Annotated in this window: 12 protein-coding genes; 4 read left to right on the top strand and 8 right to left on the bottom strand. The window is 73.0% G+C overall.

Features of this window, described 5'->3' with window-relative positions; all coding sequences use genetic code 11:
• Positions 1-2: 2 nt before the first annotated feature.
• The 3 genes from ACF061_RS02845 to fasR form a co-directional block, all read right to left on the bottom strand.
• Positions 3-1,034 (bottom strand): ketoacyl-ACP synthase III, encoded by a 1,032-nt coding sequence (locus tag ACF061_RS02845; RefSeq protein WP_392264985.1) that lies wholly within the window; start codon positions 1,032-1,034, stop codon positions 3-5.
• 23 nt (positions 1,035-1,057) lie between these two features.
• A complete protein-coding gene (locus ACF061_RS02840; RefSeq protein ID WP_392264984.1) occupies positions 1,058-1,975 on the bottom strand; it encodes an ACP S-malonyltransferase in 918 nt (305 codons plus the stop codon).
• 89 nt (positions 1,976-2,064) lie between these two features.
• Entirely contained in the window at positions 2,065-3,270 is a 1,206-nt protein-coding gene (gene fasR / locus ACF061_RS02835; protein ID WP_392264983.1) for a fatty acid biosynthesis transcriptional regulator FasR, read from the bottom strand.
• Positions 3,271-3,530: 260 nt separating this feature from the next.
• Between fasR and ACF061_RS02830 the strand changes: the two genes are divergently transcribed.
• Positions 3,531-4,187, top strand: coding sequence for a pirin family protein (locus tag ACF061_RS02830; protein ID WP_392265383.1), 657 nt, complete (start codon positions 3,531-3,533; stop codon positions 4,185-4,187).
• A 123-nt stretch (positions 4,188-4,310) separates the two neighbouring features.
• Here ACF061_RS02830 and ACF061_RS02825 read toward each other — a convergent pair whose 3' ends face one another.
• Both ACF061_RS02825 and ACF061_RS02820 read right to left on the bottom strand, forming a co-directional pair.
• On the bottom strand, positions 4,311-5,129 hold the full coding sequence (locus ACF061_RS02825) for a serine hydrolase domain-containing protein (RefSeq protein WP_392264982.1): 819 nt from the start codon (positions 5,127-5,129) through the stop codon (positions 4,311-4,313).
• An 81-nt stretch (positions 5,130-5,210) separates the two neighbouring features.
• A complete protein-coding gene (locus ACF061_RS02820) occupies positions 5,211-5,681 on the bottom strand; it encodes a GNAT family N-acetyltransferase (RefSeq protein WP_392264981.1) in 471 nt (156 codons plus the stop codon).
• Positions 5,682-5,784: 103 nt separating this feature from the next.
• Between ACF061_RS02820 and ACF061_RS02815 the strand changes: the two genes are divergently transcribed.
• Together ACF061_RS02815 and ACF061_RS02810 are read left to right on the top strand one after the other, a co-directional pair.
• Positions 5,785-6,285: a MerR family transcriptional regulator gene (locus tag ACF061_RS02815; RefSeq protein WP_392264980.1), complete on the top strand. Its 501-nt coding sequence runs from the start codon at positions 5,785-5,787 to the stop codon at positions 6,283-6,285.
• A complete protein-coding gene (locus ACF061_RS02810) occupies positions 6,282-7,298 on the top strand; it encodes an aldo/keto reductase (protein ID WP_392264979.1) in 1,017 nt (338 codons plus the stop codon). Before ACF061_RS02815 ends, ACF061_RS02810 begins: the two co-directional genes overlap by 4 nt.
• Before the next feature lie 17 nt (positions 7,299-7,315).
• Here ACF061_RS02810 and ACF061_RS02805 read toward each other — a convergent pair whose 3' ends face one another.
• The 3 genes from ACF061_RS02805 to ACF061_RS02795 all read right to left on the bottom strand — a co-directional run bounded on the left by ACF061_RS02805 (position 7,316) and on the right by ACF061_RS02795 (position 10,699).
• Complete coding sequence (locus tag ACF061_RS02805) at positions 7,316-8,182, bottom strand: DUF4429 domain-containing protein (RefSeq protein WP_392264978.1); 867 nt, start codon at positions 8,180-8,182, stop codon at positions 7,316-7,318.
• 66 nt (positions 8,183-8,248) lie between these two features.
• Positions 8,249-9,466, bottom strand: coding sequence for an alpha/beta hydrolase (locus ACF061_RS02800; protein ID WP_392264977.1), 1,218 nt, complete (start codon positions 9,464-9,466; stop codon positions 8,249-8,251).
• Between the two features lie 504 nt (positions 9,467-9,970).
• Positions 9,971-10,699 (bottom strand): TetR family transcriptional regulator, encoded by a 729-nt coding sequence (locus tag ACF061_RS02795; RefSeq protein ID WP_392264976.1) that lies wholly within the window; start codon positions 10,697-10,699, stop codon positions 9,971-9,973.
• 131 nt (positions 10,700-10,830) lie between these two features.
• On the opposite strand from ACF061_RS02795, the gene ACF061_RS02790 reads away from it, so the two are divergent.
• A complete protein-coding gene (locus tag ACF061_RS02790) occupies positions 10,831-12,450 on the top strand; it encodes an MFS transporter (protein WP_392264975.1) in 1,620 nt (539 codons plus the stop codon).
• The last annotated feature ends 76 nt before the right edge of the window (positions 12,451-12,526 follow it).

Below are 12,526 nucleotides of genomic sequence, written 5' to 3'. Positions count from 1 at the left end.
GCCTAGGGGAGGGTAACGACCGTAGCGGCGTAGACGAGACCCGCCCCGAAGCCGATGACGAGTGCGGTGTCGCCGCTCTTCGCCTCGCCGGTCGCCAGGAGCCGCTCCATCGCGAGCGGGATCGAGGCGGCCGAGGTGTTGCCGGTGGTGCGGATGTCACGGGCGACCGTGACGTGCTCCGGCAGTTTCAGGGTCTTCACCATCGAGTCGATGATCCGCACATTGGCCTGGTGCGGGATGAAGACGTCCAGGTCGTCCGGGCTGATCCCGGCCGCGTCCAGCGCCTGCTGGGCGACCTTCGCCATCTCGAACACGGCCCAGCGGAACACCGCCTGGCCCTCCTGGGTGATCGCAGGGAACTTGACGTTGCCCTCGCTGTCCAGGGGCAGTTCGGACACGTCACCGATCCTGAAGCGGTCCCAGGACACGGTCTGCTTGATCGTCTCGGACTTGTCGCCCTCCGAGCCCCACACGGTCGGGCCGATCGCCGGCTCCTTCGAGGGGCCGACCACGACCGCGCCGGCGCCGTCGCCGAACAGGAAGGCCGTGGCCCGGTCCTCCAGGTCGGTCAGGTCGCTCAGCCGCTCCACGCCGATGACGAGCACGTACTCGGCGGAACCCTCCACCACCATGCCCTTGGCGAGGGTGAGGCCGTAGCCGAAGCCGGCGCAGCCCGCCGAGATGTCGAAGGCGGCCGCCTTGTCGGTGCCCAGCTTGTCGGCGATCTCGGTGGCCACGGCCGGGGTCTGGCTGAAGTGCGAGACGGTGGAGACGACCACGGCGCCGATCCGCTCCGCGTCGATCCCGGCGTCGGCGATCGCCTTGCCGGCCGCCTCGACGGACATCACCGCGACGGTCTCCTCCGGCGACGCCCAGTGGCGGGTCTCGATGCCGGAGCGCGAACGGATCCACTCGTCGGACGAGTCGATCTTCTCGAGGATCACCTCGTTGGGCACCACCCGCGTGGGGCGGTAGCCGCCCACACCGAGGATGCGTGCGTACGGGGCGCCCTTGCTGGGCTTGATCTTCGACATGTTCGATCGGCTCCTTCGGGGCGTCAGGCGTTCGCGTGCTCGGCGATGAGGTCGCGGGCCGCTTCGAGGTCGTCGGGGGTCTTCAGCGCGAGCGTCTTCACGCCGGGCAGCGCCCGCTTGGCGAGACCGGTCAGCGTGCCGCCGGGGCACACCTCGACCAGGGCGGTGACGCCGAGCTCCTTGAAGGTCTCCATGCACAGGTCCCAGCGGACCGGGTTGGCGACCTGGCCGACCAGCCGCTCGACGATCTCGGCGCCGCTCGCGACGGTCCGGCCGTCCTTGTTGGAGACGTAGACGACCTTCGGGTCGGCGGGCGCGAGCGCCTTGGCGGCCTCGGCCAGCCGGTCGACCGCGGGTGCCATGTGGCGGGTGTGGAAGGCGCCGGCCACCTTCAGCGGCACGACCTTGCGTACGCCCTCGGGCTTGTCCTCGTTCAGCGCGGCGAGCTGCTCCATGGTGCCGGCGGCCACGATCTGCCCCGCGCCGTTGACGTTCGCCGGGGTCAGACCGAGCTTCTCCAGGTGCGCGACGGACACCTCCGGGTCGCCGCCGAGCAGCGCCGACATGCCCGTCTCGGTGATCGCGGCGGCCTCGGCCATCGCCACGCCGCGCTTGCGCACCAGGGTCAGCGCGGCGGTGTCACCGAGCACGCCCGCGAAGGCGGCCGCGGTGATCTCGCCGACGCTGTGGCCCGCGACGGCATCCGGTGCCACGTCACCGAGTGCCGCGGCCGACAGGATTCCGGCGGCCACCAGCAGCGGCTGGGCCACGGCGGTGTCGCGGATCGCGTCCGCGTCGGCCTGCGTCCCGTAGTGGACGAGGTCGAGGCCGATGGCGTCCGACCAGGCGGTCACACGGTCGGCGGCCCCGGGCAGTTCGAGCCAGGGGGTCAGGAAGCCGGGCGTCTGGGCGCCCTGGCCGGGAGCGACGAGTACGAGCACTCTCACACTCTCTCTTGGGGACGGCCACGGCCGCCCGTGAGGACAAGGACGAAGAACACGAAGGGGTTTTGTGGGACCCCGACAAAACGCTAGGCCTGAGGATCTCCGTCGGCCAGACGCCCCAGGATCAGTGCGATCCGCAGCGTGAACGCGGATCGTACATCGGACGGCGACCAACCGGTGACGTCAGTCACACGTCGGAGCCGGTAGCGCACGGTGTTCGGGTGAACGAAGAGCATTCGGGCCGCGCCTTCCAGACTGCTCGCCTGTTCAAGATAAACACTCAACGTTTCCAGGAGCGCGGACCCGGCCTCCTCGAGCGGTCTGTAGATCTCCTCTACCAACTGCTCCCGCGCGCCCGGGTCGCCCGCGATGGCGCGCTCCGGCAGCAGATCGTCCGCCAGCACCGGGCGGGGGGCGTCCTGCCAGGCGGAGCACGCCTTCAGCCCCGCCGCGGCGGCCTGCGCGGACCGGGTCGCGGCCAGCAGGTCGGGCACGATCGGCCCGGCCACCACCGGGCCCGCCGCGTACGGCCCGATCAGCGACTTGGCGACGGCCAGCGGGTTGTCGTTGCCGCCGGCGATCACCACCAGCCGGTCCCCGAGCACCCCGGTGAGCACCTGGAGCTTGGCATGGCGGGCGGCCCGCCGGATGGCCTCCACGGTCAGCTCGGAGTCGCCGTCGGGCGCGGTTCCGAGCACCACGCACACATGGTCGGGGGAGTTCCAGCCCAGGGCGGCGGCCCGCGACACGGCGCCCTCGTCCGCCTCGCCGGACAGGACCGCGTTGACGACCAGCGACTCCAGCCGGGCGTCCCAGGCACCGCGTGCCTCGGCGGCCTGGGCGTAGACCTGGGCGGTGGCGAACGCGATCTCCCGGGCGTACACCAGCAGCGCCTCGCGCAGCACGGACTCGTCCCCCGGCGCCGCCACCTCGTCGATGGCGGACTCCATGACCTCGATCGTGGTGCGCACCATCTCCACGGTCTGCCGCAGGGTGATCGCCCGCGTCAGCTCGCGGGGAGCGGTGCCGAACACATCGGTGGAGATCGCCTGCGGCGCGTCCGGGCGCCGGAACCACTCGGTGAAGGCGGCGATGCCCGCCTGGGCGACCAGTCCGATCCAGGAACGGTTCTCCGGGGGCATGGCCCGGTACCACGGAAGCGTCTCGTCCATCCGCGCGATGGCCTGGGCGGCGAGCGACCCGGAGGACTTCTCCAGCCGTCTCAGCGTCGCGGTGTGCGGATGGACGGGGCGCGCTGCGGCTTCGGCGTGACGGGATTCGGGTTCGGGCACGGGGACAAGACTGCCTTATCCGGACGCACGTGCGTGCCGCCGGGTCGGACTGGACCGTCCGGGGGCCGGCGGCGGAAGCGGGGCCGCGCCGGAGACGGGCTGCCCCGGGTGGGCGCGACCCGGTCCGGGACGAGCCGCACGGGCGTTCGCGGAGGGTCCTGGCGGGGGCTGCTCACAGGCGCGCTCGCCGGGACCGGTGCGGGTCGCGCGGGGGCCGCTCGGCCGGCTTTCGGCCCGGGGCTACGGTGGTTCCCGTGACGATGGACGTACGGCGCGCGGCGGAGCGCTACCGAGGCGGCGAGAGCGCGGCCGGGATCGACACCCGGCACGCCTTCTCCTTCGGCCCGCACTACGACCCCGACAACCTCCGTTTCGGCGCGCTGATCGCCTGCAACGAGGAGCGCCTGGCTCCCGGCGCCGGCTTCGACGAGCACCCGCACAGCCACACCGAGATCGTCACGTGGGTGGTCGAGGGCGAGCTCACCCACCGCGACTCCGCGGGCCACGAGAGCGTGGTCCGCCCCGGCGACGTGCAGCACCTGAGCGCGGCGGCCGGCGTGCGCCACGTCGAGCGCAACGACGCCGACGTCCCGCTGGTCTTCGTCCAGATGTGGCTGGCGCCCCGGGAGCCCGGCGGCGCGCCCCGCTACGAGGTCGTACGCGCCCTCGCCGACTCCGCCCCGTACGCCGTCCCGAGGGCCGGCGCCACCCTCCATGTGCGCCGGCTCGGGCCGGGCGGGCGGACGGCGCTCCCGGCGGCGGCGTACGTGTACGTCCATGTCGTACGCGGTGAAGTGCGCCTCGGCGGACGGGAGATGGCGGCGGGGGACGCGGCGCGGGTCACGGACGCCGAGGGACTGGAAGCGGTGGCGGCGACGGACGCGGAGCTGATCGTGTGGGAGATGGCGGCGGGATGACCGGCCCGCCCGGCCCGCCCGGCCTCTGCCGGCCCGGTCCGAGCGAGCGGCCCCGGGTCTCCTGGGGCCCGCACGTTCCCGTCGTCGCCCGAGGGGCGGACGGGGACGTGCGGACGGCAGGCCCTAGCGCAGCTCCGCCAGCACCCCGTCGGTGAACGGCGGCCAGGCCTCGATCGCCCACGGGCCGAAGGCGCGGTCGGTCAGCGCGACGCAGGCCGCGCCGGCGTCCGGGTCGGTCCACAGGAACGTGCCGGACTGGCCGAAGTGGCCGAAGGTGCGGGGGGAGGACGAGGAACCCGTCCAGTGCGGGGACTTGGAGTCGCGGATCTCGAAGCCGAGCCCCCAGTCGTTGGGGTTCTGGTGACCGTAGCCCGGCAGGACGCCCTTGGTGCCCGGGTACTGGACGGTCATCGCCTCGGCGACCGTGCGCGGGTCCAGCAGGCGCGGGGCCTGGAGTTCGGCGGCGAAGCGGAGCAGATCGTCGACCGTGGAGACGCCGTCCTTGGCCGGGGAGCCGTCCAGCGATGTCCGGTCCATGCCCAGCGGCTCCAGCACCGCCTGGCGCAGGTACTCCGCGAACGGGATGTCCGTCGCCTTCGCCACGTGGTCGCCGAGCTGTTCGAAACCGGCGTTGGAGTACAGCCGCCGCTCACCGGGCGGTGCCGTCACCCGGTGCTCGTCGAAGGCCAGGCCCGACGTGTGGGCGAGCAGGTGGCGGACGGTCGCGCCGGGCGGGCCGGCCGGCTCGTCCAGTTCGATCGCGCCCTCCTCGTACGCGACGAGCACCGCGTAGGCCGCCAGCGGCTTGGTGACCGAGGCCAGCGCGAAGCGCTGCCCGGTCGGGCCGTGGGTGCCGACGACCGTGCCGTCGGCGCGGACGACGCCCGCCGCCGCGGTGGGGACCGGCCAGTTCTCGATCGACGCCAGGCTGTTCAACGACATGATGTCGAGCCTACGGCCTGCCCGGCGCGGGCCGGTCGCCGCCGTCCCTTCCGCGGCCCGGTCCGCCGGACGGGCCGGGCGCTACAGCCACAGCTCCAGCAACGGGTCGGGCTTGGGCCGGAAGCCGAGCGAGGAGTACAGCGGCGCTCCCTCGGCGGACGTGGTGAGCTGGACCCGGTCGACGCCCCGCTCGCGGAACCACTCCAGCAGCGCGTCCACGCACGCGCGCGCGTACCCGCGTCGGCGGGCGTCCGGATCGGTGGCGACGCTGAAGACGTAGCCGACCGCGCCGAGCGGGTTGCGGGCCCGTCCGATGCGGTAGTCGACCGTGCCCGCCACCAGCGTGGCCAGCGCCCCCGGCCGCTCCGGGTGGTCAACGACGAACGCCGCGAAGTCGCCGTCCGGTTCGGCGAGTCTGGCCCGCAGGGCGGGCAGGGAACGCGTGTGCCAGTCGGTGGAGGTGTCCGCTCCGGCCATCGAGTCGATCATCACCTGGCGCAGCCGCAGCACTTCCCCGGCGTCGGCGGGCTCGGCACGTCGTACGGGACTCATGCCCCGCACGCTAGTCAGCGAGCCTGGCAGGCGTCGCGCGATTTTGTCGCCTTGCCGGATTCCGCTTGCCTGGAGTGCACTCCAACCCCATAGCGTGAAGGGCATGACGGTGATGCAGACCACGGCCGTGGCCATCGAGGAGACCGAGGACAGCGCCGCCCCCGTTCGCACCTGCGCCGCCGGGCCCCGGCGGCATCCGCGTCCGGACGGGCAGGACCGGTACACGATCAGCGAGGTGGTCGCCTTCACCGGGCTGACGGCCCACACCCTGCGCTGGTACGAGCGGATCGGGCTGATGGCGCACGTCGACCGCTCGCACACCGGCCAGCGCCGCTACACCAACGGCGACCTGGACTGGCTCGACCTCGTCGGCAAGCTCCGGCTGACCGGCATGCCGGTCGCCGACATGGTGAGGTACGCGGAGCTGGTGCGCGGGGGCGAGAGCACCTACGGCGAGCGGTACGAGCTGCTGGTGGCGACCCGCCGGGACGTGCTGGCCCGCCTCACCGAGCTCCAGGACACCCTCGCGGTGCTGAACCACAAGATCGGTTTCTACGCGGACGCCGGACGCCACCACGAGACGGAGAGGGAGACGACCCGATGACCGACAGCAGGATCGCGACGGTGCGGCTCGGCACGCACGGACCGGAGGTCGGGGTCCAGGGCCTCGGCTGCATGGGCATGAGCTTCGCCTACGGCCCCAGTGACGCCGAGACCTCCCGCGCCACCCTGGAGCGGGCCCTGGAGCTGGGCGTGACGCTGTACGACACGGCGGACGCGTACGGCGCGGGCGAGAACGAGAGGTTCCTCGCCCCGTTCTTCAAGGCGCACCGGGACGAGGTCGTGATCGCCACGAAGTTCGCGCTGTCGATCCCGCCCGACGAGCCGACCAGGCGCGTCATCCGCAACGACGCGCCGTACATCCGGCAGGCCGTCGAGGCGAGTCTGAAGCGCCTGGACGTCGATGTGATCGACCTGTACTACATGCACCGGCGCGATGTGGGCGTCCCCCTGGAGGAGAGCGTCGGGACCATGGCCGAGCTGGTGCGCGAGGGCAAGGTCAAGCACCTGGGGCTGAGCGAGGTCACCGGCGACGAGCTGAGGGCGGCCCAGGACGTGCACCCGATCGCCGCCGTCCAGTCGGAGTGGTCCCTGTTCAGCCGGGACATCGAGGCGAAGGTGGTGCCGGCCGCCCGTGAGCTGGGGGTGGCGCTGGTGCCGTACTCGCCGCTCGGCCGGGGCTTCCTCACCGGCGGCTTCGTCCAGGCCGAGAAGGACCTGACCGACGACGACTTCCGCCGTACGATGCCCCGCTTCACCGGCGACAACGCCGCCGCCAACGCGGCCCTGCTGGAGCCGGTCCGGGCCGTCGCGGAGGCGCACGGCGCCTCGCTCGCCCAGATCGCGCTGGCCTGGGTGCAGCAGCGGTCCGCCGTGCACGGTCTGCCGGTCGTGCAGATCCCCGGGACTCGCAGGCCCGGCCGCGTGGAGGAGAACGTCGCGGCGACGAGGATCGTCCTGACGCGGGAGGAGCTGGCGCTGCTGGAGCCGATCGCCGGGCGGGTGGCCGGGAGCAGGTACCAGGACATGACGTTCACCTCGGCCGGACGGGAGTAGCGGCGGGCGGCCCGGGCCTACAGCTCCGCGAGCAGTTCCGCCTTCTTCACCGAGAACTCGTCGTCGGTCACCAGTCCCGCCTGGTGCAGTTCGCCGAGGTGGCGGATGCGGTCCGCGATGTCGGCGGGATCGCGGCGCGCCGCCGGGACGGAGAGGGCCGGCGCGGGCGCGGCCGCCCGCACCGCGGCCAGCACCGCCGCCGCGAACGGCAGGGACTCGTGGACCGGCCCGTACCCGAGCCCGAAGACGACCGCGGCCGGGTCCTGGTCCGGCTGCGGGGGCACCTGCGTCTGCTGCGGCGCGCCGCACGCGTCCCGCCGCAGCAGCCGCAGGTGCCCCTCGAACACCTCCGGTGAGCGCCACTCCACTCCGCCCAGGGCGTCGACCGGGAAGCTCTGGTCGCCGGCCTTCCACTTGGCCGACGACGCCCCGGTCCACGACCAGCGGAACCGCACCGCGGCGCCGTCGAAGGACGCCTTGCCGTCGTAGGCCTTGAACCGGAGCGGGACCTCGGGCGCGGCCACCAGATGGCGGTCGGCCGGGCCGGTCCCGGTCAGGCGGTCGCGCAGTTCGTCGGCGTAGTACTCGGCGAGGGTCTCCCGTTCGGCGGGCAGCACCAGCCGGTAGGGGTCGCTGCCCTCCTTGAGCTGCCCGTCGGCGGCGTCCATCAGCGGGTCGGCGCCGGGCCGGGGCTCGATCCGCAGGACCACGGTCCCGCGCCGGCCGGGAGCGAGCGTCACGTCGGCGAGAGCGGCCAGCGGAACGCGGCGCTCGCCCAGCGCCTGGAAGAGCTTGGGTGTCCGTATCCCCCGTTCGTATCGGATGAGCACGGAATCGGACTCGAACTCCCAGGCAGCATGAAATCCGGTCAGTACGTCACCCATGCGGCTCATCGTAGGCGGCACGAGCTCCTTCGTCCCTCCCCGCGCGGACCGCACTTCCTGCTGTCTCTACGCGCGTCCAGCCGTCGTCGTGCCGGGCAGATCCGCCCGGCACCCGTCGTTGTCATGGGCGCACTGGACCGACGCGTAGGCGCCGACGCCGACCTCGGCGAGGTTGGTGAGGCTGTCGGTGCCCGGCTCGAAGTAACCGGCGTGCCCCCTGGCGTCCCGCGCCGACAGCACCCGCGCCCCGAACGCCGTGGAGACCGGGTCGGCGCCGTGGCCGAGGCCGCCCAGCTCCAGGTACGGGACGTCCCGGATCCAGTCGGTGGCGTCCCGCATCGCCCACACCCGGGCGGAGGTGCGCAGCCCGGAGGCGCTCCGGGCGCGCATGCCCGGGCTCGCGGCGACCGCGATGTCGGAGACCCGGGCCGGCAGCGAGCGCGCCGCGACGCCGCACAGCACCGAGCCGTAGCTGTGGCAGAACAGGGCGACGGGCGCGTCGCCGGGCAGCCCGCGCAGCACCTTGTCCAGCCGCACGGCGCCCTCCTCGGCGCGCATCGCGGTCGCCGCGTCCACGCCGAGCCCGCTCGGGGTGGTGTAGTCGGCCCAGGCGATCACGGCCGTGCGGGTCCGGGGGCTCACCGCGCGCTCGGCCGCGTACAGCGACTTCGCCATGCCGTACGGCGCCGAGTACGGGAGGTGGGTCTTGCGGAAGGTGAACAGGTTGGTGTCGACACCGGGGACCAGGACGGAGACCCGCTCGGCCTTCGTCAGGTCGCCGAAGACCTCGGCGACGCGGCCGGAGCCCTCCGGGTCGAAGGCGAGGATCTGGCGGCCGTCGCCCATGAGCGCCGCGAAGTGGTGCATACGGCGGACGGCGTCCTGCTGCCCGGCCGGGGTGAGCCGGCTGTCGTGCGTGCGCTTCAGCTCCACCGCGCGGGCCTGGCCGAGCGCGATGCGGTTGGCCTGGTAGCGCAGCCGGACGGGGGCGCCGTTCATGTTGCCGACGGCGAGCGGGTAGCGGTGGGCGAGGCGGTCGCGGTCCCGGGCGCCGAGTGAGGCGAAGAAGCGGGTCAGCCGGGCGGGGGCCGCCTCCGGGTCCGGCAGCCGGTGCCCGTGCAGGCGGCCGTGCTGCCACGCGGACAGGGACGCCTGGAGAGCGGTGGTCCCGCGGTGGCCGCGGCTGGCGGTCCAGCCGGTGGTCGCCAGCATCACGAAGACCACGGCCAGCGCGAGCAGCGCGCGCGAGACGTTGAGCGGCGGGGAGGTGTCGAAGGAAGTCACTGGGAGGACACACTAGGAGAACGGGAGGGTCTCGCGTTAACCGAGTGACGGGTATCACGTTTCGAGCCGCGTGACGGGAATCTCAGTCCGTACTCTTGTTCAAGATCGGCCGTCTGTACGGCAGTTCGTGACCGGTCGCACATCCGGCGCCGGACCGTTCGGCGCCGCGCTCCCGGACCGTCCGGCGCCGCGTGCCGGGGTGCGGGCGCCCGCCGCCGACGGCCCGCGCCCAAGTGCCCGCGCCGGGGCAGCCGATGGTCCGCGCTCGGTTCGGCGGTCCGTGTTCGGGCGGTCGTGCCGGGTCGGGGGACGGTCCGCGTCCGGGGGCGTCTCGGGCCGGGGGTGGTCCGTGCCCGGTGGTTCGTTCCGGGGGTGCCGGTGAAGTCCGTGCCGTCACGTGCGCGCCGGTCCCAACGTCGGTCCTCGGGCGCAGGCGTTGGGTCCGGGGGTGGTGCCTTTGGTCCGTGCTCGTACGCGCGCCGGGCTCGGCGTCGGTCCCCGCGTTCAGGCGTTCGCGTCGGGTCCGTCGGTGGCCCGCGCGGGGGCCGCCGCGCCCGGAGCGGCCGTGGCCCGCCAGTTCCCGGTCAGCGCCGGGACGATCTGGTCGAGGTACGCGGCCGTGAGCGCGCGTATCGCCTCCAGGCTGGAGTCCTCGCCCGCGCTCCACTGACGTCCCGTCACCCGTATCACCCCGCCGAAGACGGCCACCGCCAGTCGCGGCCGGGGGTCGGTGTCCGCGTCGAGGCCCTCGCGCTCGGCGAGCAGGCGCGCGATCGTCTCCTCCGTCTCCACCGAACGGCGCAGGTGCGCGGCGAGCAGGGCGGGCGTCGACTCGATCACCCGGAACATGCGCAGGTACAGCTCCACGGGCACGACGCTCGCGACGGCGTCGTTGATCGTGTCCCAGCCGTCCAGCACCGCCCGGCGCAGCGCTTCCAGCGGGGCCTCCGCGGGCGGGCGCACCCGCAGCGACTCCACGAAGTGCGCCTCCACCATGTCCTGCACGGCGAAGGCCGCCTCCTCCTTGCCGGGGAAGTAGCGGAAGAAGGTGCGCTGCGACACGCCGACGGCGTCCGCGATGTCGTCGACCGTCGTCCGTTCGTACCCCTGGGTGGTGAAGAGTTCGAGCGCGGCCCGCAGCAGCGCGCCGCGGGTGCGCTGCTTCTTGCGTTCACGCAGTCCCGGGCGCGGCGCCGGCCGTGCCGCCGCCTCGGCGGTCCCCGCCGTCTCCATGTACTTCTCCGTGCCTCTGCGGACTCCCCGCGAACTGTTCCCCCAGTTCAGCCTATAGGGGAGTGACATGTCAGTTACCGACTTGTGAATTGGTTTGTCGTTTGTCAGTCACTGACATTAACCTCGAATGTATGACTAGTCAGACCACCATCGACGAGGCCGGGCAGGGGGGCGGGGCCTCGGCGGACCCGTCGCAGCCCGGGCCGGCCAAGGGGCTGCGCGGCCACCCGTGGTTCACCCTGATCACCGTCGCCGTAGGGGTCATGATGGTGGCCCTCGACGGCACCATCGTGGCCATCGCCAACCCGGCCATCCAGAAGGACCTCGGCGCGAGCTTCGCCGACGTCCAGTGGATCACCAACGGCTACTTCCTCGCCCTCGCGGTCTCCCTGATCACCGCGGGCAAGCTCGGCGACCGGTTCGGACACCGGCAGACCTTCCTGATCGGCGTGACCGGCTTCGCCGCCGCCTCCGGGGCCATCGGCCTGTCGGACAGCATCGCCATGGTCGTGACGTTCCGTGTCTTCCAGGGCCTGTTCGGCGCGCTGCTGATGCCGGCCGCGCTCGGCCTGCTGCGGGCCACCTTCCCGGCCGAGAAGCTGAACATGGCCATCGGCATCTGGGGCATGGTCATCGGCGCCTCCACCGCCGGCGGCCCGATCCTCGGCGGTGTCCTCGTCGAGCACGTCAACTGGCAGTCGGTGTTCTTCATCAACGTGCCCGTCGGCGCCCTCGCCCTGGTCCTGGGCGCGCTGATGCTCCTCGACCACCGCGCGGAGAACGCTCCGCGCTCCTTCGACATCCCCGGCATCGTGCTGCTCTCCGGCGCGATGTTCTGCCTGGTGTGGGCGCTCATCAAGGCGCCGGCCTGGGGCTGGGGCGACGGCAAGACATGGGCGTTCATCGGCGCCTCCGTGCTGGCCTTCGCCGTCTTCGCCTTCTGGGAGACGAAGGTGAGGGAGCCGCTGATCCCGCTCGGACTGTTCCGCTCCGTGGCGCTGTCCGCGGGTGTCGTCCTGATGGTCCTGATGGCCATCGCCTTCATGGGCGGCCTGTTCTTCGTCACCTTCTACCTGCAGAACGTGCACGGGATGAGCCCGATCGACGCCGGTCTGCACCTCCTGCCGCTCACCGGCATGATGATCGTCGGTTCCCCGCTCGCGGGCGCGCTGATCACCAAGCTGGGCCCGCGCGTCCCGCTGGCCGGCGGCATGGCCGTCACCGCCCTCGCCATGTACGGCATGTCCACGCTCGACACGGGCACGGGCAGCGCCACCATGTCGCTCTGGTTCGCCCTGCTGGGCCTCGGCCTCGCCCCCGTCATGGTCGGCGCCACCGAGGTCATCGTCGGCAACGCGCCGATGGAGCTCTCCGGTGTGGCGGGCGGTCTCCAGCAGGCCGCCATGCAGATCGGCGGCAGCCTCGGCACGGCCGTGCTGGGCGCCGTGATGGCCTCCAAGGTCGACAGCGACCTGGCCGGCAACTGGAAGGACGCCGGACTCCCGCCGCTCACCGCGGCCCAGGAGCACCAGGCCTCCGAGGCGGTCCAGGTCGGCGTGGCGCCGGTGCCGAAGGGCGTGCCCGAGGCGGTCGCGGCGAAGATCACCTCCGTCGCGCACGACACGTTCATCTCCGGCATGAGCCTCGCCTCCCTCGTCGCCGCCGGTGTCGCGGTCGTGGCCGTCCTGGTCGCGCTGCTCACCAAGCGCGGCGAGAACGCGGAGGCGGGCGCGGGCGTCGGCCACATCTGACGCGCTCCGGGCCGGCGGGCCGCACGGACCCGCCGGCCGCGAACCCCGGCCGGGCCCGACCCGGCCGGGGTTCATC

The organism is Streptomyces sp. NPDC015220 (genome assembly GCF_043079345.1).
Classification (GTDB): domain Bacteria; phylum Actinomycetota; class Actinomycetes; order Streptomycetales; family Streptomycetaceae; genus Streptomyces.
The sequence above is the reverse complement of the archived record's forward strand: the minus strand, read 5'-3'. Positions and strand labels throughout refer to the sequence as shown.

What these genes read in the sequence shown, in the direction of transcription:
- ACF061_RS02805 (WP_392264978.1), bottom strand. Translation starts at nt 8,182, where the DNA reads ATGGGTGACGTACTGACCGGATTTCATGCTGCCTGGGAGTTCGAGTCC.
- ACF061_RS02795 (WP_392264976.1), bottom strand. Translation starts at nt 10,699, where the DNA reads ATGGAGACGGCGGGGACCGCCGAGGCGGCGGCACGGCCGGCGCCGCGC.
- ACF061_RS02820 (WP_392264981.1), bottom strand. Translation starts at nt 5,681, where the DNA reads ATGAGTCCCGTACGACGTGCCGAGCCCGCCGACGCCGGGGAAGTGCTG.
- ACF061_RS02790 (WP_392264975.1), top strand. Translation starts at nt 10,831, where the DNA reads ATGACTAGTCAGACCACCATCGACGAGGCCGGGCAGGGGGGCGGGGCC.
- ACF061_RS02815 (WP_392264980.1), top strand. Translation starts at nt 5,785, where the DNA reads ATGACGGTGATGCAGACCACGGCCGTGGCCATCGAGGAGACCGAGGAC.
- ACF061_RS02830 (WP_392265383.1), top strand. Translation starts at nt 3,531, where the DNA reads ATGGACGTACGGCGCGCGGCGGAGCGCTACCGAGGCGGCGAGAGCGCG.
- ACF061_RS02825 (WP_392264982.1), bottom strand. Translation starts at nt 5,129, where the DNA reads ATGTCGTTGAACAGCCTGGCGTCGATCGAGAACTGGCCGGTCCCCACC.
- ACF061_RS02845 (WP_392264985.1), bottom strand. Translation starts at nt 1,034, where the DNA reads ATGTCGAAGATCAAGCCCAGCAAGGGCGCCCCGTACGCACGCATCCTC.
- ACF061_RS02810 (WP_392264979.1), top strand. Translation starts at nt 6,282, where the DNA reads ATGACCGACAGCAGGATCGCGACGGTGCGGCTCGGCACGCACGGACCG.